Origin of the sequence: Agromyces sp. Marseille-P2726 (genome assembly GCF_902809835.1) — a bacterium.
Taxonomy (GTDB): domain Bacteria; phylum Actinomycetota; class Actinomycetes; order Actinomycetales; family Microbacteriaceae; genus Agromyces.
The window spans coordinates 19,073-41,444 of record NZ_CADDWM010000014.1 but is presented as its reverse complement, the minus strand read 5'-3'; the positions used below and the strand labels follow the sequence as shown (position 1 = coordinate 41,444).

Sequence of the window (22,372 nt, the reverse complement as noted above, 5' to 3'; positions counted from 1 at the left end):
CGTCGGCGCTGCGCCAGTTCGACCCCCGCTGCGCCATTCCGGATGGCGCGGAGCGCACGGAAGTGGCGCAGCGGCCGCCACGGCGACACGAGTGCGAGACTGAGGGCGATGTCTGAGAACGGAGCACTCCGCCGCGGCCGGCCCGGCTACGACCAGCAGGGCATCCTCGACGTCGCCGTCGCCGCGTTCAACCAGTACGGCTACGACGCCACGTCGATGGGTGTGCTCGCCGACCGACTCGGACTCTCGAAGTCGGCGATCTACCACCACTTCGCGTCGAAGGACGAGATCCTCGAGCGCGCGCTCGACGAAGCGCTCGGTGCGCTCGAAGGCGTGCTCGAGGAGCCCGCGGCCACTCGCGGTCGTGCGGCCGACCGGATCGACCACGTGCTGCGCGCCGCGGTGCACGTGCTCGTCGACAAGCTCGCCTACGTGACCCTGTTGCTGCGGGTGCGCGGCAACACCGAGGTCGAGCGCCGGGCCCTCGCCCGCCGGCGTGCGTTCGACAAGCAGGTGACGTCGCTCGTCTCGGAGGCCCAGCTCGAGGGGTCGCTGCGCAGCGACATCGACGCGAGCGTCGTCGCACGCCTGGCGTTCGGCATGATCAACTCGATCGTCGAGTGGTATCGGCCCGGCGGCAAGGAGGACGCCGACCGCATCGCCGACGACGTGATCGCCGTCGCGCTCGACGGGGTGCGCATGCCGACGTCGAACCGCGTCGAGGAACTGCTCCGCTGAGGCCGTGATCCGGTGATCGAGTAGCGCTCGCCGCAGGCGAGCGCGTAGCGAGATCGGGTCGGCGGATCTCGATACGCGTCGGCTTCGCCGGCGCTACTCGATCACCAGAAAACGGCTTCGCCGGCGCTACTCGATCACCAGAAGATGGCTTCGCCGGCGCTACTCGATCACCAGCAGGCGGCTTCGCCGGCGCTACTCGATCACCAGCAGGCGGCTTCGCCGGCGCTACTCGATCACCAGCAGGCGGCTTCGCCGGCGCTCCTCGACCACCGGCGGTCGTCAGGTCGGGCAGGGCTCCGCGGCCGGCGCGACCGCCCGTGTAAGGCGTCGACGGCGGTACCGGGTCGCGGGGTGGGCGGCCCGCTCGATGGCGGCCTCCTCCTCGAGGATCTCGCGGATGACGCGTCGACGCTCGAGTTCCTCGCTGAGGCGCGCCTCGTGAGCGGCCTGCAGGTGCGGGAAGGACAGTTCCGAGATCAACATCTTCACTCCGGTTCTTCGTCGTGTGCCTCTAAGCTCCTCCCTAAGGCGGGCCCTCGGCATCCGGAGGATGTCGTATTTCGCAGTCGCCGCCACATGAGGGGAATGGACGGATGCCGCAGGGCGCTGAGACGGGTGTGAAGAAGCGCATCGGGTTCCTCTCGTTCGGCCACTGGCATCCGTCACCGCAGTCGCGCACGCGAACCGGTCGCGACGCGCTCGTGCAGTCGATCGAGCTCGCCGTGGCGGCCGAGGAGCTCGGGATCGACGGCGCGTTCTTCCGGGTGCACCATTTCGCCCGCCAGCTCGCGAGCCCGTTCCCGCTGCTCGCGGCGATCGCGGCCCGCACGAGCCGCATCGAGATCGGCACCGGCGTCATCGACATGCGCTACGAGAACCCGCTCTACATGGCGGAGGAGGCGGCGGCCGCCGACCTCATCAGCGCGCCGCCCGACGGCGAGGGGCGGCTGCAGCTCGGCGTGAGCCGCGGGTCGCCCGAGCCGGCCCTCAACGGTGCGCACGCGTTCGGCTACGTGCCGCCCGACGGACAGGACGACGCCGACCTCGCGCGGGCGAAGACGGAGCTGTTCCGGGCCGCGCTGGCCGGGGCGGGCGTCGCGCCGGCTAACCCGCAGATGACGGGCTCCCCCGGCACCCTGCCGATCCAGCCGCAGTCGCCGGGGCTCGTCGACCGGATCTGGTGGGGGGCGGGGACGCGCGCGACGGCCAAGTGGACGGCTGAGCAGGGCATGAACCTCATGAGCTCGACGCTGCTGACCGAAGACACGGGCGTGCCGTTCGACGAGCTGCAGGCCGAGCAGATCCAGGTCTTCCGCGACACCTGGGCGGATGCCGGATGGGAGCGCACCCCTCGCGTCTCGGTGTCGCGCAGCGTGATCCCGCTGGTGACCGATGAGGATCGCGAGATCTTCGGGCCGCGCATGGCCGGCGACACGAAGGACCAGGTCGGGTTCCTCGACGGCGGGCTCGCCCGCTTCGGCAAGAGCTATATCGGGGAGCCCGACGAGATCGCCGCCGACCTCGCGAAGGACGCCGCCGTCGCCGCGGCCGACACCATGCTCGTCACGGTGCCCAACCAGCTCGGGGTCGACTACAACGCGCGACTGCTCGCCGCCATCGCCGAGCACGTGGCCCCGGCCATCGGGTGGGAGCCCGCGGTCGTCGAGTAGCGCCCGCCGCAGGCGGACGCGTATCGAGACGCCCGACCCCGCTCGTCGAGTAGCGCCCGCCGCAGGCGGACGCGTATCGAGACGCCCGCCCCCTGGATCTCGATACGGGTGCGGCTCCGCCGCTCCCTACTCGGTCAACGTCTGCGACCCGCGGATCTCGATACGGGTGCGGCTCCGCCGCTCCCTACTCGATCAACGTCTGCGACCCGCGGATCTCGATACGGGTGCGGCTCCGCCGCCCCCGACTCGATCAACGTTTGCGGCCGCCGGATCTCGATACGGGTGCGGCTCCGCCGCTCCCTACTCGATCAACGTCTGCGGCCGCCGCTCTCTGCTCGATCCATGGGTGCGGCGCAGGTCGGGCAGCAGGGCCTTCGGCGAGCGCGCCCGCAGGGCGCTCCACCAGACGCCCGCACCGTACGCGGCGTCGTCGAGGCGGCGGGCGATCCCGAAGCGCACGGGATCGAGCCGGGGTTTCGTGCGCGCGAACTCCCACGCCGTGTCGGCGAGGGCCGCCACGAGCACGGCCCGGCGTACGCGCGCCGACACGAGGCATCCCATGACCGTCAACGGCCACCAGTGCCGCAGCAGCAGAGCGAATCCCTGTGCGATCGCAGCGATCGCCCCGTATCCGGTGAGCCTGGCTGCGAGCCGATACGGATGCCGCACCGCCGTCGCGCGGCGGCCGATACGCGCCGCCGTGCCGGCCATGACGAGCGCTGCGACCGGCAGCGACCAGCGTCGCTGGGCGGCGAGCGCGACGAGCAGCGCGGCGCCCCACGGCGGGAGCACGACGGGCGCGATGTCGTCGGGGTGTCGTTCGGCGAGGGGGTGCGCGCCCGTGCCGTAGAAGAACTTGCGTGCGAGCCAGGCCCGCACCGTCGACCGGTGCTCGTGGTGCACGGTGGCCGCGGGCTCGAACCGCACCCGGAGGCCCCGCTCCACGAGACGCCACACGAGGTCGACGTCTTCGCCGACGCGCATCGATTCGTCGAATCCGTGCCCAAGCGCGTCGACCCGTGCCACGAGGCACGTGCTCGACACCCAGGTCACGGGTGAGCGGGGCCGCACGCTCGACGAGTCGCTGCCGAGGTCGAGGGACGAGCGGGCGTCTTCATACCGGGTGATCCAGTTGGGCCGATCGCTCGCGAGACCGAGCACGCGCGGGGCGACCATCGCCAGCCCCGGGTCGGCGAAGTGCCGCAGCATCACCTCGATGGCGGTCAGCTCGACGACCACGTCGGAGTCGACGAAGACCACGAACGGCGTCGCGACCCGAGCAAGCCCCGCGTTGCGCGCGCCCGCCGGCCCGACGTTCACGTCGAGCGTCAGCAGCTCGGCCCCGTGCCGTCGGGCCACCTCGGCGACGGCCGAGCGGTCGACGGATGCATCGTCGACCACGATCACCGGCAGCGTGCCGCCGAGCGACCGCAGCAGGCGGTCGAGCTGTCGCGGACGGTCGCGCACGGGAATCACCACGGTGGCGAGCGAGAGGTCGACGGGAGGCAGGACGTCGACCACCGGGTCGGCCATGCCGGTTACGAGGAGGTGGTCCGCGAACGCTCGGCTCGCGGCATCCGTCACCGTGATCTCGCGACCCCGCATGCTGCGGAGCGCGAGCGGCTTCAGCCGGGAGATGCGCGTCGGGGAGCCGCCCACGAGTGCGGCGCCATCGTCGAGCACGCGGGTGTGGCGGTTGAGGCGCACCACGAACCCGTCGGGGAGCGCCGACGGGGGCGGCGAAGCGCCGGTCGACGCCGTCGAGGGCGGTGCCGTCGTCACGACACGGCTCCAATGGTCGGATCGGGTGTCGCGACGCCGGCGACGAGGCATCCACGCTCATCGATCCGGCCGCTTCGGAGGCGCGACCACGCCTCCTCGACCATGGAGCGAAGCAGCGTCCGTCCCTCGCCGGCGGTGGCCTCGGTGGGGTCGCCGAGCACGCCGTCGGGCGCGATCGCGCGCACCCCACCGGCGCGCAGCTCGCCGATGAGCTCCCGGATCGGAGCGCTGTTGCCGGGGTGCAGCCGGTCGACATGCACGCGCGCCTCGTCGATGGCGAGGAGCACCGAGGTCTCGGACCGCCCGGCGTGCGCGTCGACGGGAATGCCGTCGCGCGTCGCGTCGGGCCCGGGCACGCAGGGCACCCACGCCACTGCCCGCTGCTCGGAGACGAGCACCGGAACCGACCGGGCGAGCGCCTCCACGTTGCCGCCGTGGCCGTTCACGAACACCACGCGGTCGAACCATGATGACGCCGATCGACCGTACTCGAGCAGGAGGAACGCGAGCGCCTCGGTGCCGATCGAGACGGTGCCCGGGAAGCCCTGGTGCTCGCCGCTCGCGCCGTAGGCGATGGCGGGCGCCACGACCGCGTCGGTGCCGGCTGCGGTGAGCCGAGCAGCGAGCTCGGTCGCGACGACGGATGCCACGAGAGTGTCGGTGTCGAGCGGCAGGTGCGGCCCGTGCTGCTCGGTGGATCCGACCGGCACGAACACCACCGGACGGCCCACGTCGGGCCACGACCGGGCGACGAGCCGCGCCGCCGGGGCAGGCCGACCCCCGGCGGGCGACGACCGGTCGTGGGGCCCCTCAGCCGTCACCGCCCCGCCTCAGGCGTTGCCGAGTGCGACAGCTTCGTCGGGGTGGGGCTCCGCGACGTCGGGTTTCGTCGGGGCTGCCGCGGGCTCGGCCGCCCGCCCGGCAGCCTGCGCCGGCGCCGCATCCGCACCGGCCCCGAGGTCGCGTCGGAAGGTCGCCGGGATGTGCAGGTCGGCCGGAGAGAGCTCGTCGATCCCCGAGTGGCCGAGGCCGAGTACCGCTGAGTCGAGGCCGCCGCGGAGCACGTCGAACACGTTCTCGACACCGGCCTGCCCGTTGGCCGCCAAGCCCCAGAGGTAGGCCCGGCCGATCATGACCGCACGCGCCCCGAGCGCGAGCGCCTTCGCGACATCTCCGCCACGCCGGATGCCGCCGTCGAGGAGCACCTCGACCTGGTCGCCGACCGCCTCGGCGATGCCGGGCAGCATCCGGATCGACGCGGGCGTCGAGTCGAGGTTGTTGCCGCCGTGATTCGACACCGAGATCGCCGTCACGCCGGCATCGACCGCACGCCTTGCGTCGTCGATCCGGGTCACGCCCTTCAGCATGAACGGCCCGCCCCACTGCTCACGAAGCCACGCCACGTCCTCCCAGGTCGGCGGCGGGGGCGACATCCATTCGCCGTAGGCGCCGAAGAACGTGGGCGCCGGGCCCCCGTCGGCCGGGGCCAGGTTCGGTGTCGTGAGGTCGGGGATCTGGCCCGCCTTCAGGAAGTCGAGCAGCCACGTCGGCTTCGTGATCGCCTGCGGCCCGAACCGCATCGCCGCCTGGAGGGTGAGCTTCTCGGGGATCCAGGGGCTCCCCCAGTCCCGGCCGTTGGAGAACGACCAGTCGAGCGTGGCGATGAGGCCCTTCGCGCCCGCCGCGCGGGCGCGCTCCAGCCGGTGCAGCATCGCGTCGCGGGTCCCGCTCCAGTACACCTGGAAGAACGTGTTCGGATTCGCCGCCGCCACGTCCTCGACCGGCTTCGACGCGAACGAGCTGAGGCCCATGATCGTGCCCCGGTTCGCGGCCGCACGGGCCACCGCCACCTCACCCTCGGGATGCACCGCCTGCACGCCCGTCGGCGAGATCAGCACCGGCAGCGAGATGGGGATGCCCATCACCGTGGTGTCGAGCTTGCGCTCGGCCTGGTGTCCGGCGACGTGCGGCGAGAACTGCAGCTCGCCGAAGGCGTCCATGTTGTCGCGATACGTGAGCCCCCGTTCGGACCCTCCGATCAATGCACCGTAGACCGACCCGGGCAGCCGCTTCTTGGCCCGTCGCTGTGCGACGGCCACCGTCTCGAACCACTTGTTGGCCATTTCGGATCTCCCTTCGCGGATCTCGTCCGCTCATTCATCGTGCAGGTCATGCAGGTCATGCAGGTCGCAGGTCACGCAGGCCATGCAGGTCGTTCACCTGGGGCGAATCGTCCTCCGTCTCGAAGCACTCGCGTGGTCTCGGGTCATCCTCCGAAGATGCTGCTCACCGCCGGTGCGACGCTCCGGTAGTCGCGCACGACATGGAGCGTACCCCGCCCGATCCGGGCGAGATCCCGCCCGAGTTCCACGTCGTGTTCGCCACTCGCATCGAGCAGCACGTCGAGTCGCGGAAGGCGGGCGGCGAGCGGTCGTGGGTCGGGTCCGGCGTTGTGCACGCAGTCCGAGAGCAGGACGACACGGGCATCACGCACGGGCGCGCGGTGGAGCTGCTTCGCGGCGAGCTCCAGAGGGAATGCCACGTTGGTGAGCCCCTGTGCCGGGATCCGCATGATGGAGTCGAGTAGGTCCATGGGCTTCACGAGCTCGCCGAGGTTCAGCAGGATCGCGGCATCCGACCAGAACGCGATCACGGCGAGGTCGTCGTGCTCGAGCTCACCGGCGAGTGCGCCGACGGTCGCCGCGGCGGTCGCGACGCGCTCGCCCTTCATCGACCCCGAGACATCCACCGCGAGCACCACCGACCGCTTGGTGCGGATGCGATCGCGCACGACGATGTCCTCGTCCTCGGGCACCGGACGCTCGGCGAGCACCTCGATCGTGGCGTCGAGGTCGATCTCGTCGGAGCCGCCCCGGTACGGCAGGCTGCCGAGCTCGCCGATGCCGCCCCGGCTGGTCGCATCGCGTCTGGGCCGCCGGATGGCGAGACGCGAGGCGATCTGCCGGGCGCGGGTCCGGGCGACCGGGTCGACCGCGGCATCCGCTTCGGGGACGACGACGGATGCCGCCTCGTCAGTGAATCCCATGGCCGTGCTCCCCGGCATCGGCTTCGCCGGCGCGCCGCGCCGACCCTCGTCCGTCGGCCGCATGATCATCGCCCCGCCGGGGCCGGCGGTCGCGTCGAACACCGTGGGCTGCTCGTCGAGCTGCTTCGGCTTGCGACGCAGCGGCTTGCCCTTCACGCCGCGCCGATCGGGACGCCGGCGCTGAAGCGGCGAGTCCGCGGGGACCTCCCTTCATCCCGGTGCCGCCGTCGCCGGCTCGAGGATGAATCGGTCCTCCCAGATCTCGCGGAGCACTCGCTCGGGGGTCGTGTCGACCGCCTCGTCGATGTGGATCCGGCCCGAGAGCGACACGATCATCGCGTCGAACACGAGCTCTGCATACCCCTCCTCATCGGGCGAGGTGACGCCGCGCAGGTCGGCGAGCTTCGTCGCGACGAGCACGCAGTCGATCGCGCCACGCACGCTCGACCCCTGTCGGATGTCGGGATGGTCGCGAGTCGCGCGGGTGACCGCGACCGCGTCGGAGACGAGGCGATCACCGACGGGGCCCTCGGCGCCGGTGCGGAGCCGGACGATCGCCTCCTCGCTCGGGGCGTCCTGGTAGCCCACCGCCAACCGGTTGAGCCGGTCGTGCACGCTCGTCGAGAGACGGGTCGTGCCGACGTTGTCGTAGGGGTTCATCGAGGCGATGACCCGGAACGTCGGCTTGGCCTTGATCTTCCCGACGCGCGGCACCGCGATGGAGCGATCAGCCATCGCGGTGAGCAGCGTATTCAAGGTGTCCTCCGGCGCGCGGTTGAACTCCTCGATGTAGAGGAATCCACCCTCGGTCATCGCCTCGACGAGTGGACCGGCCACGAAGTTGTCAGGACTGTAGTCCTCCTTCAACACCCGCGCCGGGTTGTGGTGGCCCACGAGCTTCGCAGGCGTCAGGTCGGCGTTGCCCTCGACGAAGAGCAGCGGGATGCCCCACTCCTCGGTGATCGCCGTGAGCATCGTCGTCTTGCTCGTGCCGGGCGGCCCCTCGAGCAGGATGTCGCGCCCAGCCGCGACGGCCGCGAGCGTGAGTTCCAGCTCGCGTTCGCGGCCGACGACATGCGAGGCGATGCGTTGGCGGTTCGCCGCGAGCTCGCCGGGCGCGGCATCCGCTCGAGTGGTGTCGGTCACGGTGTTGCTCCTCCTACTTGGTGGTCTGCCCAGCGTCGACCGGCAGCGCCACGCCTGTGATGTAGCGCGCCTCGTCGGAGGCGAGGAACAGCACGGCGTTCGAGATGTCGACGGCCTCGACCCACGGGACCGGCAACGCATTCAGGGTCGCGAACCGCTCGCCGACCGCCTCTCGCGTACGCTCTTCGGGCTCGAGGTCGGGCGCGAACAGCCCGTAGATGGTCTCGTTCTGAATCATGTCGGTGTCGACGCTGGTCGGGTGCACCGAGTTCACCCGAATCATGTCGGGTGCGAGCTCGAGCGCGAGCGTGCGCATCAGCCCCACCACACCGTGCTTGGCCGATACGTAATGCGCCAGGTTCTGGTAGGCGTTGAGGCCCGCGGTCGAGCTCGTGATGATGATCGACCCACGACCCGCGGCCTTGAGGTGCGGGATCGCTGCCTTGATACTCCGCCACACCCCCGAGAGGTTGATGTCGATCATCGTCGTCCAGTCCTCTTCGGACAGGTTCTCGGCGGGGTTCGGCGTTCCCGCGATTCCGGCGTTGGCCGCGACGATGTCGAGCCGGCCAAGCTCGGCGACCCCCTCGTCGACCGCTGCCTTCACCGCGTCGTAGTCGCGGACGTCGGCCTTCGTGGCGATGATGCGCCGGTCGAGGGCTTCGACCAGCCGCACCGTCTCGGCCATGTCGGCCTCGGTCGCCGGCGGGATGTTGTTCGTCGGCACGGGCTCGCAGATGTCGACGCCGATGATGTCGGCGCCCTCCTGGGCCAGCCGGATCGCATGACTGCGACCCTGCCCACGCGCGACGCCAGTGATGAATGCGACCTTGCCGTCAAGACGACCCATTGATTCTTTCCTTTCGATGCATCGATTTCTTCTGGGTTGCACGACTTCGCTGTCGTACGGTTTCCGGGTACGCGGCTACTTGATCGTGTAGCCCGCGTCGACCTTCAGCTCGTTGCCCGTGATGTACCGGGCCTCGTCCGAGGCGAGGAACAGCACGGCGTTCGAGATGTCGATGGGCTCGACCCACGGAACCGGCAGCGCGTTCGTCGACTCGAAGATCGGCGCTGCCTCTTCCTGGGTCGGGTGCTCGGCGTCGGGCATGAAGAGCTTGAACGTGGCCTCGTTGAGGATCATGTCCGTCGCCACGCCCGTGGGGTGCACGGTGTTCACCCTGATCCGGTGCGGCGCCAGCTCGAGTGCCAGCGTGCGCATGATGCCCACGACGGCGTGCTTGCTCGCGGTGTACGCCGCGACGTTCGGCGTGCCCTTGAGTCCAGCGGTCGAGCTGGTGATGATGATCGACCCGCCCGTGCCCTGCTCGATCATGTGCGGGATCACGGCCTTCGCGGTGTGCCAGACGCCCGTCTGGTTGATGTCGGTGACGAGCTGCCACTCCTCATCCGAGACCAGGTGGGTCTGGTCGCCGAATACGAAGATGCCGGCGTTCGCCGACACGATGTCGACGTGACCGAGTTCGGCCACACCCTCGTCGAGCGCGGCCTTCAGCCCGTCGTAATCGCGGACGTCGGCTTTGCGCGCGACGATGCGCCGGTCGAGCGCCTCGACCTGCTTCACCGTCTCGGCGAGGTCCTCCTCGGTCGCGCCCTCGTAGTAGCGATCCATGCCGGGCAACGACTCCGCGATGTCGATCGCGATGATGTCGGCACCCTCCTGCGCGAGCCGCAACGCGTGCGAGCGGCCCTGGCCCCGTGCCGCGCCCGTGATGAACGCGACCTTGCCTTCGACTCGGCCCATGATGATGACTCCTTCCGTATGGGATGCCGCGGCCGCACCGCAGCCGGATGGCGCGGCCGCGGCATCCGCTCAGTACTGGGACAGACCGCCGTCGACCGCCAGCGCGTGCCCGGTGATCCACGTTGACTCGTCGGATGCGAGGAAGAGGATCGCGTTCGAGATCTCGCGGGGCGGCATCATGCCGGGGATCCACTGCGTGAACATGCCGGTGAGGTTCGGATTCTCCTCCGAGCCCTTGGCGAATCCGCTGTCTGGGACACCCATGATCCCCTCGACCATCGGGGTGTCGACGCCGCCGGGGTGCACGCTGTTCACCCGGATGTTGTCCTTGGCGAGCTCCATCGCGAACGACTTCGCCATGCCGGTGACGCCGTACTTCGACATGTTGTAGGCCATGTTGAACGGCCCCGCCTTCAGCCCGTTCGCCGAGCTCGTGAGGATGATCGATCCTCCTCGCCCGCCATCGAGGATGTGCGGCAACGACGCCATGACCGTGTTCCAGACGCCGATCAGGTTGATGTCGATCGTCGTCCGCACGATCTCGGGGGTCATCGAGTGCCACGGCCCGACGATGTCCACTCCGGCGTTCGCCGCCACGATGTCGAGGCGCCCGAGTTCTGCGACGCCCTTCTCGAGCACCGATTTCAGCGTGCCGAGATCGCGCACGTCGGCCGTCTCGGCGACGATGCGTCGGTCGAGCGCCTCGACCTGGCGGACCGTCTCCTGCAGGTCCTCGGCCTTCGCCGTCGGGTACGGCACCTCTTCGACCTGCTCCTCGATGTCGATCGCGATGATGTCGGCACCCTCTTCTGCGAGCCGCAGGGCATGTGCACGCCCCTGGCCGCGCGCCGCGCCGGTGATGAACGCGACCTTTCCCTCTACTCGTCCAGCCATTGCTTCATTCCTTCTCACTGATCGATTCGATGAGGTGGGGTTCCGGATGTCGCGGGCCGCGGCATCCGGCTGTGCTCAGTACTGCGTGTTGCCGGCGTCGACGGTGAACTCCATGCTCGTGACGTAGCGCGCCTCGTCGGAGGCGAGGAACAGCACCGCGTTCGACTGATCGCGCGGCTCGGTGCTCTCGACGGGGAGCAGGTTGGTCATCATCGGGCCGAGCTTCGGGTGCGCCTCGAGGAGCGGGCCGAACTTCTCCATGGTCCTGGGATCGGCCATGGGGGTGTTCACCCCGGTCGGGTGGAGCGTGTTCACCCGGATGCTGTGCTCGGCCAGCTCGGTCGCGAAGGCGCGCATGAGGCCGACGACGCCGTGCTTGGCCGCGACGTACGCCGTGAGGAACGGCAGCCCCTTGAGGCCCGCCGCCGAGCTCGTGAGGATCATCGATCCTCCCCCGGCCGCGATCAGGTGCGGTGCCGTCAGTTGCACGGTGTTCCACACGCCGGTGAGGTTCGTCGAGATGGTCTGGTCCCACACCTCGACGCTCGTCTCATCCCAGCCGGCGATCACGCAGATGCCCGCGTTCGCGACGACGATGTCGAGCTTTCCGAGTTCCGCGACGCCCTCGTCGATGACCGCCTTCATCGCATCGCGATCGCGCACGTCGGCTTTGCGCGCGATGATCCGGCGGTCGAGCGCCTCGACCTGTCGAACCGTCTCGGCGAGGTCCTCCTCGGTCGCCGAGGAGTACGCCACGTTCGGGATGTCGTCGCAGAGGTCGACCGCGATGATGTCTGCGCCCTCCTCGGCGAGCCGGAGTGCGTGCGACCGACCTTGCCCTCGTGCCGCGCCCGTGATGAAGGCGACCTTGCCTTCGACCCGTCCAGCCATGTCTCGTCCTCTCCTACTTCTTGTTCGTGAAGCCCGCGTCGACGGGCAGGGTCACACCGGTGACGTACCGCCCGGCGTCCGAGACGAGGTAGAGGATCGCGTTCGAGATGTCGACGGCGTCGATCATCGGCACGGGCAGGGCATTGGCCATCGCCTGGCCCATCTGCGGGTCGGCCTCCAGGAACTCCTGCATCACGTCGTTGACCACCATCGGCGTGTCGACACCGGTCGGGTGCACCGTGTTGACGCGAATCGAGTGCTCGGCCAGCTGGTTGGCGTAGCTGCGCATCAGCCCGACCACGCCGTGCTTGGCGGCGGTGTATCCGAGGCCGCCGGGCGTGTTGCCGCCGATCCCGTTCAGGCCGGCGGTCGAGCTCGTGATGACGATGGCGCCGCCTCGGCCACCCTCGATCATCGACGGCTTGGCGACCTCCACCGTGTTGTAGACGCCCGTGAGGTTGACGTCGAGCACGTCCTGCCACTCCTCGGGAACGGGGTTCAGCGACAGCGGCGCGATACCGGCGTTCGCGAGCACGATGTCGACCGGGCCGAGCTCGGCGACGCCCGCATCGAACGCCGCCTGGAGGGCGGCACGATCGCGCACGTCGGCCTCGACCGCGTGGATGCGTCGGTCGAGGGCCTCGACCTGGCTCACGGTCTCGGCGAGATCCTCGGGAGTCGACATCTGGTATCCGACGGTGTCGATCTGCTTGCAGATGTCGACGGCGATGATGTCGGCACCTTCCTGTGCGAGGCGGATCGCGTGCGACCTGCCCTGTCCTCGTGCGGCGCCGGTGATGAATGCGACCTTGCCTTCGAGCTGACCTGCCATGGCGTGTCCTTTCTGCCGATCTCTGTGAGGGAATCTGGAATAAGCGGGGGATTGGAACTGCGGGGACTTGGAACTGCGGGGGACTTGGAACCGGCTACCTGACCGGGTTGTGGTTGACGCCGGGCATGAGCAGGTGTCCGGCATCGACCGGCAGCGTGACGCCCGTGACGGACGCCGCCAGGTCGGAGTTGAGGTACAGCGCACTGTCGGCGATCACCTGCGGGTTCAAGAAGCCGTTGCCCTTGAGCGCGTGGAAGTGGTACCCGGCGTCGAGCATGTCGGCCTCGGTGCCCTCGCCGGCCGGCTTGCCCGACATCATGTCCCAAGCGCCCTGCCAGCTGGTCATCGGCGTGAGGATCGCGCCGGGGTGCACACTGTTGACGCGGATGCCGTAGGGCGCGTACTCGAGCGCGAGCGTCTTCATGACCCCGACGACCCCGAACTTGGCGGCGCAGTAGTGCACGTAGTTCGCGCCCGGCTCGAGCCCGTTGATCGACGACGTGATGACGATCGAGCCGCCGCCCTGCTCCATCATGTGGGGGAGCACGGCCTTCGCCGACTTCCAGACCCCGGTGAGGTTCACCGCGATCGTGTCGTCCCACTGCTCCTCGGTGAGCTCGTGGGCCGGGGCCAGTGAGAAGATGCCGGCGTTCGCGATGAGGATGTCGATCTTGCCGAGCTCCGCGATGCCCTTCTGCACGGCAGCGTCGAGGTCGGCCTGCTTGCGGACGTCACCGACGTGCGTGACGATGCGCCGGTCATGCGCCTCGACCTGTCGCACGGTCTCATCGAAGTCCGACTGCTGCGCCATCGGGTACTGGACGGTCGCGATCTGGTCCAGCGTGTCGATGATGATCACGTCGGCGCCCTCGCGGGCACAGGTCACCGCGTGCGCGCGACCCTGCCCTCGCGAACCCCCGGTGATGAGCGCGACCTTCCCGTCGAGCATTCCCATGACGTGTTCCTTCCTGTGTCTCCTGTTTCAGGGCATGCCGCTGCCGAGCCGTGTGAGCGCACACGTCTACCCCGTCCGCGTCATCGCGGTCGTGTCGGCGAGTCGGGTCTCACACGGGTTCGAAGCGGATGCCTCCCTGGTGGCGCCGGTCGGCGCCGGGTTGTCTCTTCATTCCTTCGTTGCGAAGTCGGATGCCGCGGCCGCAGTGAACCCGGCGAGCGGGTCCTCGGCGCACGCGCTCACGGGTGGCGCCTGCAGGTCTTCACGACGCGACAGCGTCACCCGGACCGGACCCATGCCCGTTCGCGGCCGAGGCGGAGAGGTGCGATGCGAGTGGTCGCCCGAGTGCTTCGGGATCTCGATCTTGTCCTTCCGGCCCGCCAACAGCTCCTCGCCGTAGCCCTGCACGCACTCGGGGTCGGGCCCGTCGAGCGGCAGGCCGGTGAAGAACTTCGCGGCCATGCATCCGCCCTTGCAGGTGTCGAAGAACTGGCACGACGTGCACGCCCCGCCCGACTGCGGCTCGCGCAACCGGGTGAACAGCTCCGAGTTCTGCCACACGTCTCGGAAGCCGCCCTCGCCACGCACGTTGCCGGCGAGGAACTCCTCGTGGATCGCGAACGGGCACGCGTACACGTCGCCGATCGGATCGATGAGGCACACGACGCGGCCCGCTCCGCACAGGTTCAGCCCGGGAAGAGCCTGGCCGTACGCGGACAGGTGGAAGAACGAGTCGCCGGTCAGCACGTCTTCACCGTGCGCGACGAGCCAGTCGTACAGTTCGCGCTGCTGCGCCTGCGTGGGATGCAACTCGTCCCAGACGTCGGCGCCCCGGCCCGACGGCCGCAGGCGCGTGAGCCGCAGCTGCGCCCCGTAGCGGTCGGCGATCGCCTTGAACTCGTCGAGCTGCGGGATGTTCTGCCGAGTGCACACGACCGAGATCTTGAAGTTGCGCATCCCGGCATCCGACAGGTTCTGCAGCGCGCGCAGCGCCGTCTCGTACGACCGCGGCCCGCGCACGAAGTCGTTGACCTCGGCCGTCGCGCCGTCGAGCGAGATCTGCACGTCGACGTAGTCGTTCGCGGCGAGCTTCGCGGCCACTTCGGGGGTGATCTTGATGCCGTTCGTCGAGAACTTCACGCCCACGTGATGCGCGGTCGCATAGTCGAGCAGCTCCCAGAAGTCGCTGCGCACGGTCGGCTCACCGCCGCCGATGTTCACGTAGAACACCTGCATCCGCTCGAGCTCGTCGATGACCGCCTTGCACTCCTCGGTCGACAGCTCGCGCGGGTCGCGACGACCCGAGCTCGACAGGCAGTGCACGCACGACAGGTTGCACGCGTACGTCAGCTCCCACGTCAGGCAGATCGGCGCGTCGAGGCCGAGCTCGAAGTGGTCGACCAAGCGCATCGCCTTCGGCGGCGGGGCGGTGACCGGTCGGATGTCACGGGCCGGAGTATCCAGAAGGGTCATGCCGCACGCTCCACGAGCATCCTCGAGTCCACGAGCGTGCCGAGCGCCCGGAGGTACGTCGGCACGTGTTCGGGCGAAACCCCGGCCGCGTCGCACGCGGCACGGGCATTGGGGGCATCCGAGAGGCCCTCCACCACGGTCAGCAGGGTGCGGTCCTTCAGGAAGGACAGCTTGCGCGTGCCGAAGTGATAGAGCAGCGCACCGAAGGGCTCGGGCCTGACCGAGACCTGCGGATGCAGCTGCCAGGCGCTCTCGGGATCGATGGTGCTCATCGGTCGGCGCTCAGTACACGCCGCACATGCCGTCGATCGAAACCTCTTCGACAAGGGAATCCGTCTCGATCACGTCCTCGACCTCGCCCTGCGGCGCAACGAGCTGTTCGGTTCGACTCATGGGATGCTCCTCATGTCGTGATCGCCGCCATTGGCGATCTTCCGTTGGTCGCCGACCTTGGCGACCGTCGTGGTTGGGACGATACTAATGACACTCAGTGCCGAAGTGAAGGGGGTTGACTTGGCTGCTGATGTGGAAAGGATGGAAGAGCCCGCTGTATCGGAGCCCGAGCATCGTCGGCTGGGCCGCGCGCCCTCGACGACCCACGCCGAGATCAGCCACACGGCGCTGCGGCTCTTCATGGACCGCGGGTTCGATCAGACGACGATCGACGACATCGCGCGCGAAGCCGGGATCGGCCGGCGCACGTTCTTCCGGTACTTCGCGTCGAAGAGCGACCTGCCGTGGGGGCATTTCGACGTCCTGCTCGATCGCATGCGGCAACACCTGGCGAGCATGTCCGACGATCTGCCGCTCATGGAGCAGCTCCGTGAGGCGATCGTCGAGTTCAACCGCGTCCCCGAGACCGAGTGGGCGTACCACCGCCGGCGGATGGACCTGCTCCTGCACGTGCCGACGCTGCTCGCGCATTCGACGCTCCGGTACGCATCGTGGCGTCAGGTCGTCGCGGAGCACGTCGCGCGACGGCTGGAGCTGCCCGAGCACGACCTGATCCCGCAGACCATGGCGTGGACCTGCCTCGGGGTGTGCTTGGCGGCCTACGAGCAGTGGCTCGCCGACGAGGAGTCCACGCTCATCGACCTCCTCGACGAGGCCTTCCGGCTCATCGACGAGCGGATCGACACCAGCACCGTGCAGGCGCATCGGAGCGCCTCGATGTGACCCGGCGCACCACGGTCGTCGTGGGGGCCGGCTCGGCGGGCGCCGCGCTCGCCGCCCGCCTGAGCGAAGATCCCGATCACCGGGTCCTCGTGCTCGAGGCCGGAGCGGTGCCGCGCACGACCGGCGAGTTCCCGGCCGAGCTGCTCGACGGGTCGACGGTGCAGGGCGCGATGCCGGGGCATCCGGCCAACTGGTCGTACCTCGGGCACCTGACGCCCGAGCTTCCGTACACGATCGCCCGCGGTCGCATCATCGGCGGCTCCTCCACCATCAACGGCGGGTACTTCGTGCGAGCTCGCCCCGACGACCACGCACGATGGGCGGATGCCGCGGGCCCCGAGTGGAGCTACGAGCGCGTGCTTCCCGTGATGCGCGACCTCGAACGCGACCTCGACCTCGGTGCCGGGCCGTTCCACGGCGACGCCGGTCCGATGCCGGTGCGACGCGCCTCGCAGGCGAACCCCGCTGCCCGGGCGTTCGCCGCCGCGGCCCTCGAGCTCGGATTCGCCGAGGAACCGGACAAGAACGCGCCGGGCCCCGAGGGCGTGGGACCGGTGCCGGTGAACGTGGTCGACGGCGTGCGCGTGAACACCGGCATCGCCTACCTGAATCCTGCGCGCGATCGACCCAATCTCGAGGTGATCGGCCGATGCCGCGTGCTTCGGGTGCTGTGCGACGGGACACGGGCCCTGGGCGTCGAGGTGCTCGACGCGGGCCCCACAGGTGGCCGGAGCGGCGGAGGCACGCCCCGCGTCATCCACGCCGACGACGTCGTGCTCTGCGCCGGCGGGATCGGCACGCCGCACCTCCTGCTCGCCTCGGGCATCGGGCCGGCCGGGCAGTTGGCATCGTTCGGGATCCCGGTGGTGCGCGACGCGCCCGGCGTGGGGCGCGCGTTCAGCGACCATCCCGACCTGTCCGTGGGGTGGCGGTCGTCGACCGACGTGGTCGATCCCGGGGCGTCCGAGACCTTCCCGACCGCGCTGAACTTCGACGACCTCGAGATCATGGTCTGCGTCACGACCACGAGCCACCTGCTCACGGGCTCGGGCAGCCTCGTCGCGGGAGGGGCGAAGTCGACGCTGCGGCATCCGATCGCGACCACTCGCGCGCTGCGCGGCGCGTCGCTTCGGCGAGTTCGGCAGCAGGTCGCACACGGCCGGGATCTGACGTTGCTCGTCGGCCTCCAGCGCGAGGAGGCGCGCGGGTCGATCACGCTCGAGTCGGCCGACCCGCTGACCCCACCGCGTATCGACTACCGGTACCTGTCGACGCCGCACGACCGGGAGCGGATGCGCCGGGGCATCCGCACCGCCGTCGCACTGTTGCGCGCTCGTGCGTTCGCCGGTCTGTTCGACCGGCTCTCCGAGCTCGACGACGCCACGCTGGACGACGACTCGGCGCTCGACGCCTGGATGCTCGCGCACCTCGGCACGGCGATCCACCTCTGCGGCAGCGCGCCGATGGGGCCGGCATCGGATGCCGCGGCCGTCGTCGACGGATTCGGCCGGGTGCACGGCACGACGGGCCTGCGCATCGCCGACACGTCGATGCTGCCGGATGCCCCGTCGCGGGGCCCGGCGGCCACGGCCGTGCTGATCGGCGAGCTCGTCGCACGCTTCATGCGCCGCGGCGACTGAGCGCGGCTCGGGCCCCACGAGGTTGTCGAGTGTGCCCGATTCAGCCAGTGATCGCGGACATGGAGGAGCACACTCGGTGGGATCGGACAGACTCGGCGCTGCAGGCCCACGAGGGGACGCGGCGATGGACGACGGCGGTACCATTCGGTACCATCGAGTATGGCCGTCAACCTCCGCCTCGACCCCGAGGCCGCCGAGGCTCTCCGCAAACGCTCGCGCGAGAGCGGCGTGAGCCAGCAGGAGATCCTTCGTCGTGCGCTCGAGCGCTTCCTCGAAACCGACGCCCGTCCGGGGCGTTCGTATCGGGCGAACCTCATTGCTCCGCGGCGGCCGTTCGAAGTGGCCCGAGAGCTCCTCGAACTCCCCGAGGGCGTCACAGCTGAAACGCTCCTCGATCGCGACGATCGATTCTGATGCTGATCTATCTCGACAGCAGCGCACTGTTGAAGCGCGTCGTCGCCGAAGCGGAATCTCCGGCCATGGATGCGTCCACCCGCGATGCGGTGGCGGCTGGCCATGTGATCGCCTCGTCCACGCTCGCGTGGATCGAGGTCACGCGAGCGCTACGCAGCCGGCTCGACTCGGTCGACCCGCGACTCATCGCCCGGCTCAGCGACAATGCCCTCTCAGGTGTGCAGGAGGCACCGATCGTGCCCGAGGTGACCGCAGTTGCGCGCCGCATCGGACCCCCGACCCTTCGCTCGCTCGACGCCATTCACCTCGCGACGGCCACCCTCCTCGAGGCAGACGAGGTCTGGGCGTACGACCGTCGCCTGCTGGACGCGGCTGCCGGGCTCGGTATCGTTACGACGTCGCCGTCGTAGGGCGGGCGGGTGGCGGTCTGGTGTTTCCGGGCAGTCCATTGTCAGCGGCGTCGAATCGAGGTGCGGGCGCAGTGGCCGAGCGGGGTCGATCGGCGGCAACACCGCGTTCCGGCTCGCCGGGTTGTGGGGACGGTTCACGGCCGACGGACTCGAGCTGCCCACGGCCCGGTTCTGCTCATCGACGACCTCGCCGACAGTCGCTGGACAGTCACGGTCGCGGCGCGGGTTCTGCGCGAGGCTGGCGCGACCGACGTTCTGCCGTTCGCTCTCGCGTTGCGCGCCTGATCTCGCTCCGCGGGCTGCCGGTCGGGATGTCGCCGAGTGTGCTCGTTTCTACGGACGTTCGTCGACCTGGACGAGCACACCCCGGCGAAACGGGCACACTCGACGCGGCGACGCCGGCCGCCGCCCGGAGAGGTTACGCGGGTTGGCTGGCCTGCTCCTTCGCGACGAGCGTGAGCACGTCGTAGGTCGCCACGATCTCGTCGTTCTGGTTCTTCAGCACCGCGTCCCAGCGCACCTCGCCGTACTCGTCGGTCTCGCGCGGCGAGATCTGCTTCGCCGTGAGCTCGACCCGGATCTCGTCGCCCGGGGAGACGGGCGTGATGAAGCGCAGGTTCTCGAGTCCGTAGTTCGCGAGCACCGGACCCGGCTCGGGGTCGACGAAGAGTCCGGCCGCCCACGACACGAGCAGGTAGCCGTGCGCGACTCGCCCTGGGAAGAAGGGGTTGGCGGCCGCGGCCTCCTCGTCCATGTGGGCGTAGAAGGTGTCGCCCGTGAACTCGGCGAAGGTCTCGATGTCGTCGAGCGTCACGGTGCGCGACGCCGACACCACCTGGTCGCCCAGGCGCAGCTCGGCGAGCGACTTGCGGAACGGGTGCACCCCGTCGGCCCGCGACGCCGCGCCCGCGTGCCAGACCCCGGTGAGCGCCGTCAGCATCTCGGGCGAGCCCTGCACGGCCGTGCGCTGCATGTGGTGCAGCACGGCACGGATGCCGCCGAGCTCCTCGCCCCCGCCGGCCCGACCGGGGCCGCCGTGCACGAGATGCGGCACGGGCGATCCGTGACCCGTCGAGCTGCGGGCGTCGTCGCGATCGAGGAACAGCACGCGCCCGTTGTAGGCCGCGATGCCCGAGGCGAGCCGCATCGCCACCTCGGGGTCGTGCGTCGCAACGCTCGTCACGAGCGAACCGCCGCCCCGCGCCACCAGCGCGGCGGCCTCATCGAGCGAGTCGTAGCCGACGACGCTGGCCACCGGACCGAACGCCTCGACCTCGTGCAACGCTGGGCTGGAGGCATCGGGGAACCGCAGCAGCATCGGCTCGACGAACGCGCCCTCGGAGGCCTCACCGGTCTCGCCGTCGGCTCGTATGACGTTCGGGGCATGCGTCGATCCGACCACGAGCTCGCCGCCGCCCGCCTCGAGCTTGCCGACCTGGCGCAGCACCTCGTCGCGCTGCGCCGTCGAGGCGAGGGGGCCCATGGTGACGCCCTCCGCACGCGGATCACCGACGACGACGCGCTCGGCGATGCGGGCACGCACGGCCTCGACCACGTCGTCGACGGATGCCGCGGGCACGATCGCCCGGCGGATCGCCGTGCACTTCTGACCCGCCTTCGACGTCATCTCGGTGACGAGCTGCTTCACGTACGCATCGAACTCGGGCGTGCCCGCGGAGGCATCCGTCCCGAGCACGCTCGCGTTGATCGAGTCGGTCTCGACGGTGAACCGCACGCCGCCGGTCTGCACCGACTCGTGCTGGCGCAGCTTCTCGGCGGTCGACGCCGAGCCCGTGAACGCCACCAGGTCGCCGAGCCGGAGGTGGTCGAAGAGGTCGGGCACGCTGCCCGACACGAGCTGCAGCGACCCCTCGGGCAGCAGGCCCCACTCGACGAGGATCCGCACGTACGCCTCGGTCACGTAGCCCGTCGGCGTCGCGGGCTTCACGAGCGTGGGCACGCCGGCGAGGAAGGCCGGCGCGAACTTCTCGAGCGATCCCCACACCGGGAAGTTGAACGCGTTGATCTGCACGGCGACCCCGGGCAGGCGGGTGTAGATATGCCGCCCGAGGAATGAGCCGTCCTTCGAGAGGTTCTCGACCGGTCCGTCGACGTAGACCTTGGCGTTCGGCAGCTCGCGCCGACCCTTCGACGAGTACGTGAACAGCACGCCGATGCCGCCGTCGATGTCGACCCACGAGTCCTGCTTCGTCGCACCGGTGCGTGCCGACAGCTCGTAGAGCTCGGCCTTGCGCTCGGTGAGCGCCAGCGCCATCTGCTTCAGGAGCACCGCCCGCTGGTGGAACGTCAGCTCGCCGAGGCTGCGCTGGCCGACCGTCCGTGCGTACTCGAGCGCGGTGCCCAGGTCGAGCCCGGCGGTGCTCACGCGAGTGATCAGCTCCCCGGTCGACGCGTCGCGCACTTCGGCCGGCTCTGCGCCTCGAAGGGCCGCATCATCGGGGCTCCACCACGCGCCGTTCACGTAGCTCGGCAGGATCTCGTTCATCGTGTTCCTTTCATGTGCGCTCACCCGATCCACTTCGCCGCGGTCTGCGCCACTTCATCTGGCGCGGGAGCCGCCAAAGTGGCGCAGTCGGTCTGGGTCTGGGTTCGTCATGGGGCGTCCCACAGGTAGAAGCCCTCACCGGTCTTGCGGCCGAGCTTGCCCTCGGCGACGAGGCGGCGCAGCAGGGCCGGGGGCGCGAACCGCTCGCCGAGCGTGTTCGAGAGGTACTCGGCGATGCCCAGCCGCACATCGAGCCCGACGATGTCGGTGAGTCGCAGCGGCCCGATCGGGTGCTTGTATCCGAGCGTCATGGCCTTGTCGATGTCCTCGGCGGACGCCACCCCGTCTTCGAGCATGCGGATCGCCTCGAGTCCGAGCGCGACGCCCAGCCGCGAAGAGGCGAACCCCGGGGCATCCGTCACGACGATCGGGGTCTTTCCGATCGCGTCGACCCACTCGCGAGCCTGCGCCAACAGGGTTCCATCGGTGGCGCCGCCGCACACGATCTCGACGAGCGCCGACGCCGGCACCGGGTTGAAGAAGTGCATGCCGAGGAATCGGTCGGGCCGGTCGAGCAGCGCCGCGAGCTGGTCGATCGAGATCGACGACGTGTTCGACGCGAGGGCGGCCGCCGGCGCCAGCACCGACTCGACCCGGGTGAGCGCGTCGATCTTCAGCTCGAGATCTTCGGGCACCGCCTCGACGACCAGGTCGCAGCGTGCGAAATCGTCGACGTCGGTGCTCGTGGCGAACCGGGCGCCGATGACCGCAGCGTCCTCGTGTGCCGTGCCGCGCTCGACGGATGCCGCGACCGATTCGAGCACCCGGGCGGACGCCGCCTTCGCGGCATCCGCGTCTCGCTCGACCACGGTGACCCGGGAGCCCGCGAGCAGGAACGCGTGGGCGATGCCCGCGCCCATGCGGCCGCCGCCGAGCACTCCGACGTCGGACGGGGCGCCGCTCGCCACGCGACGCATCTCGACGCGCGCACCGCTCGTCTCCGGTGATCGAGCAGCGCCGCGCGCACCGCTCGT

Annotated in this window: 23 protein-coding genes; 6 read left to right on the top strand and 17 right to left on the bottom strand. The window is 69.9% G+C overall.

The genetic code is table 11. The annotated features are described in order from the left end of the window. The first annotated feature begins 108 nt into the window (after positions 1–108). Entirely contained in the window at positions 109–738 is a 630-nt protein-coding gene (locus tag HUS56_RS09680) for a TetR/AcrR family transcriptional regulator (RefSeq protein ID WP_173923218.1), read from the top strand. Between the two features lie 279 nt (positions 739–1,017). On the opposite strand, the gene HUS56_RS09675 is transcribed toward HUS56_RS09680, so the two are convergent. Then, positions 1,018–1,227, bottom strand: coding sequence for a hypothetical protein (locus tag HUS56_RS09675; RefSeq protein ID WP_173923217.1), 210 nt, complete (start codon positions 1,225–1,227; stop codon positions 1,018–1,020). A 104-nt stretch (positions 1,228–1,331) separates the two neighbouring features. On the opposite strand from HUS56_RS09675, the gene HUS56_RS09670 reads away from it, so the two are divergent. Then, positions 1,332–2,408 carry an LLM class flavin-dependent oxidoreductase gene (locus HUS56_RS09670; RefSeq protein WP_173923216.1) on the top strand — a complete coding sequence of 359 codons (1,077 nt, stop codon included), beginning with the start codon at positions 1,332–1,334 and terminating at the stop codon, positions 2,406–2,408. A 300-nt stretch (positions 2,409–2,708) separates the two neighbouring features. On the opposite strand, the gene mftF is transcribed toward HUS56_RS09670, so the two are convergent. From mftF to mftA, 14 genes are all read right to left on the bottom strand, one after another. Beyond that, on the bottom strand, positions 2,709–4,190 hold the full coding sequence (mftF, locus tag HUS56_RS09665) for a mycofactocin biosynthesis glycosyltransferase MftF (RefSeq protein ID WP_217423984.1): 1,482 nt from the start codon (positions 4,188–4,190) through the stop codon (positions 2,709–2,711). Further along, complete coding sequence (gene mftE / locus HUS56_RS09660; RefSeq protein ID WP_217423983.1) at positions 4,187–5,011, bottom strand: mycofactocin biosynthesis peptidyl-dipeptidase MftE; 825 nt, start codon at positions 5,009–5,011, stop codon at positions 4,187–4,189. Before mftE ends, mftF begins: the two co-directional genes overlap by 4 nt. Positions 5,012–5,020: 9 nt before the next feature. Next, positions 5,021–6,313 carry a pre-mycofactocin synthase MftD gene (mftD, locus tag HUS56_RS09655; RefSeq protein ID WP_173923214.1) on the bottom strand — a complete coding sequence of 431 codons (1,293 nt, stop codon included), beginning with the start codon at positions 6,311–6,313 and terminating at the stop codon, positions 5,021–5,023. Positions 6,314–6,456: 143 nt separating this feature from the next. After that, complete coding sequence (locus tag HUS56_RS09650; protein ID WP_217423982.1) at positions 6,457–7,392, bottom strand: VWA domain-containing protein; 936 nt, start codon at positions 7,390–7,392, stop codon at positions 6,457–6,459. Between the two features lie 54 nt (positions 7,393–7,446). Then, positions 7,447–8,382 (bottom strand): MoxR family ATPase, encoded by a 936-nt coding sequence (locus HUS56_RS09645; RefSeq protein ID WP_173923213.1) that lies wholly within the window; start codon positions 8,380–8,382, stop codon positions 7,447–7,449. Positions 8,383–8,395: 13 nt separating this feature from the next. Then, on the bottom strand, positions 8,396–9,232 hold the full coding sequence (locus HUS56_RS09640; protein WP_173923212.1) for a mycofactocin-coupled SDR family oxidoreductase: 837 nt from the start codon (positions 9,230–9,232) through the stop codon (positions 8,396–8,398). A gap of 75 nt (positions 9,233–9,307) precedes the next feature. Further along, positions 9,308–10,147 carry a mycofactocin-coupled SDR family oxidoreductase gene (locus HUS56_RS09635; RefSeq protein ID WP_173923211.1) on the bottom strand — a complete coding sequence of 280 codons (840 nt, stop codon included), beginning with the start codon at positions 10,145–10,147 and terminating at the stop codon, positions 9,308–9,310. Between the two features lie 69 nt (positions 10,148–10,216). Further along, positions 10,217–11,041 (bottom strand): mycofactocin-coupled SDR family oxidoreductase, encoded by an 825-nt coding sequence (locus tag HUS56_RS09630; protein ID WP_173923210.1) that lies wholly within the window; start codon positions 11,039–11,041, stop codon positions 10,217–10,219. Between the two features lie 75 nt (positions 11,042–11,116). Continuing rightward, positions 11,117–11,932: a mycofactocin-coupled SDR family oxidoreductase gene (locus HUS56_RS09625; protein ID WP_173923209.1), complete on the bottom strand. Its 816-nt coding sequence runs from the start codon at positions 11,930–11,932 to the stop codon at positions 11,117–11,119. A gap of 13 nt (positions 11,933–11,945) precedes the next feature. Next, positions 11,946–12,764, bottom strand: a complete 819-nt coding sequence (locus HUS56_RS09620; protein WP_217423981.1) for a mycofactocin-coupled SDR family oxidoreductase — start codon at positions 12,762–12,764, stop codon at positions 11,946–11,948. 94 nt (positions 12,765–12,858) lie between these two features. Next, positions 12,859–13,719, bottom strand: coding sequence for a mycofactocin-coupled SDR family oxidoreductase (locus HUS56_RS09615; RefSeq protein ID WP_173923207.1), 861 nt, complete (start codon positions 13,717–13,719; stop codon positions 12,859–12,861). Between the two features lie 168 nt (positions 13,720–13,887). After that, on the bottom strand, positions 13,888–15,192 hold the full coding sequence (mftC, locus tag HUS56_RS09610; RefSeq protein WP_173923206.1) for a mycofactocin radical SAM maturase: 1,305 nt from the start codon (positions 15,190–15,192) through the stop codon (positions 13,888–13,890). Next, positions 15,189–15,464 carry a mycofactocin biosynthesis chaperone MftB gene (gene mftB, locus HUS56_RS09605; protein ID WP_173923205.1) on the bottom strand — a complete coding sequence of 92 codons (276 nt, stop codon included), beginning with the start codon at positions 15,462–15,464 and terminating at the stop codon, positions 15,189–15,191. The genes mftC and mftB overlap by 4 nt, the downstream gene beginning before the upstream one ends. A gap of 10 nt (positions 15,465–15,474) precedes the next feature. Further along, positions 15,475–15,585: a mycofactocin precursor MftA gene (gene mftA / locus HUS56_RS09600; protein ID WP_173923204.1), complete on the bottom strand. Its 111-nt coding sequence runs from the start codon at positions 15,583–15,585 to the stop codon at positions 15,475–15,477. Between the two features lie 141 nt (positions 15,586–15,726). Between mftA and mftR the strand changes: the two genes are divergently transcribed. The 4 genes from mftR (at position 15,727) to HUS56_RS09580 (ending at position 18,832) form a co-directional block, all read left to right on the top strand. After that, complete coding sequence (gene mftR / locus HUS56_RS09595) at positions 15,727–16,368, top strand: mycofactocin system transcriptional regulator (protein WP_173923203.1); 642 nt, start codon at positions 15,727–15,729, stop codon at positions 16,366–16,368. After that, positions 16,365–18,008, top strand: coding sequence for a GMC family oxidoreductase N-terminal domain-containing protein (locus HUS56_RS09590; protein WP_173923202.1), 1,644 nt, complete (start codon positions 16,365–16,367; stop codon positions 18,006–18,008). Before mftR ends, HUS56_RS09590 begins: the two co-directional genes overlap by 4 nt. 159 nt (positions 18,009–18,167) lie before the next feature. Then, the gene (locus HUS56_RS09585; protein ID WP_173923201.1) at positions 18,168–18,422 is read left to right on the top strand and encodes a CopG family transcriptional regulator; all 255 of its coding nucleotides are present in this window, start codon (positions 18,168–18,170) and stop codon (positions 18,420–18,422) included. After that, a complete protein-coding gene (locus HUS56_RS09580) occupies positions 18,422–18,832 on the top strand; it encodes a type II toxin-antitoxin system VapC family toxin (protein ID WP_173923200.1) in 411 nt (136 codons plus the stop codon). The genes HUS56_RS09585 and HUS56_RS09580 overlap by 1 nt, the downstream gene beginning before the upstream one ends. A gap of 418 nt (positions 18,833–19,250) precedes the next feature. Here HUS56_RS09580 and paaZ read toward each other — a convergent pair whose 3' ends face one another. Further along, positions 19,251–21,338 carry a phenylacetic acid degradation bifunctional protein PaaZ gene (gene paaZ / locus HUS56_RS09575; protein WP_173923199.1) on the bottom strand — a complete coding sequence of 696 codons (2,088 nt, stop codon included), beginning with the start codon at positions 21,336–21,338 and terminating at the stop codon, positions 19,251–19,253. A 107-nt stretch (positions 21,339–21,445) separates the two neighbouring features. Further along, positions 21,446–22,315, bottom strand: coding sequence for a 3-hydroxyacyl-CoA dehydrogenase family protein (locus tag HUS56_RS09570; protein ID WP_173923198.1), 870 nt, complete (start codon positions 22,313–22,315; stop codon positions 21,446–21,448). Positions 22,316–22,372 lie beyond the last annotated feature (57 nt).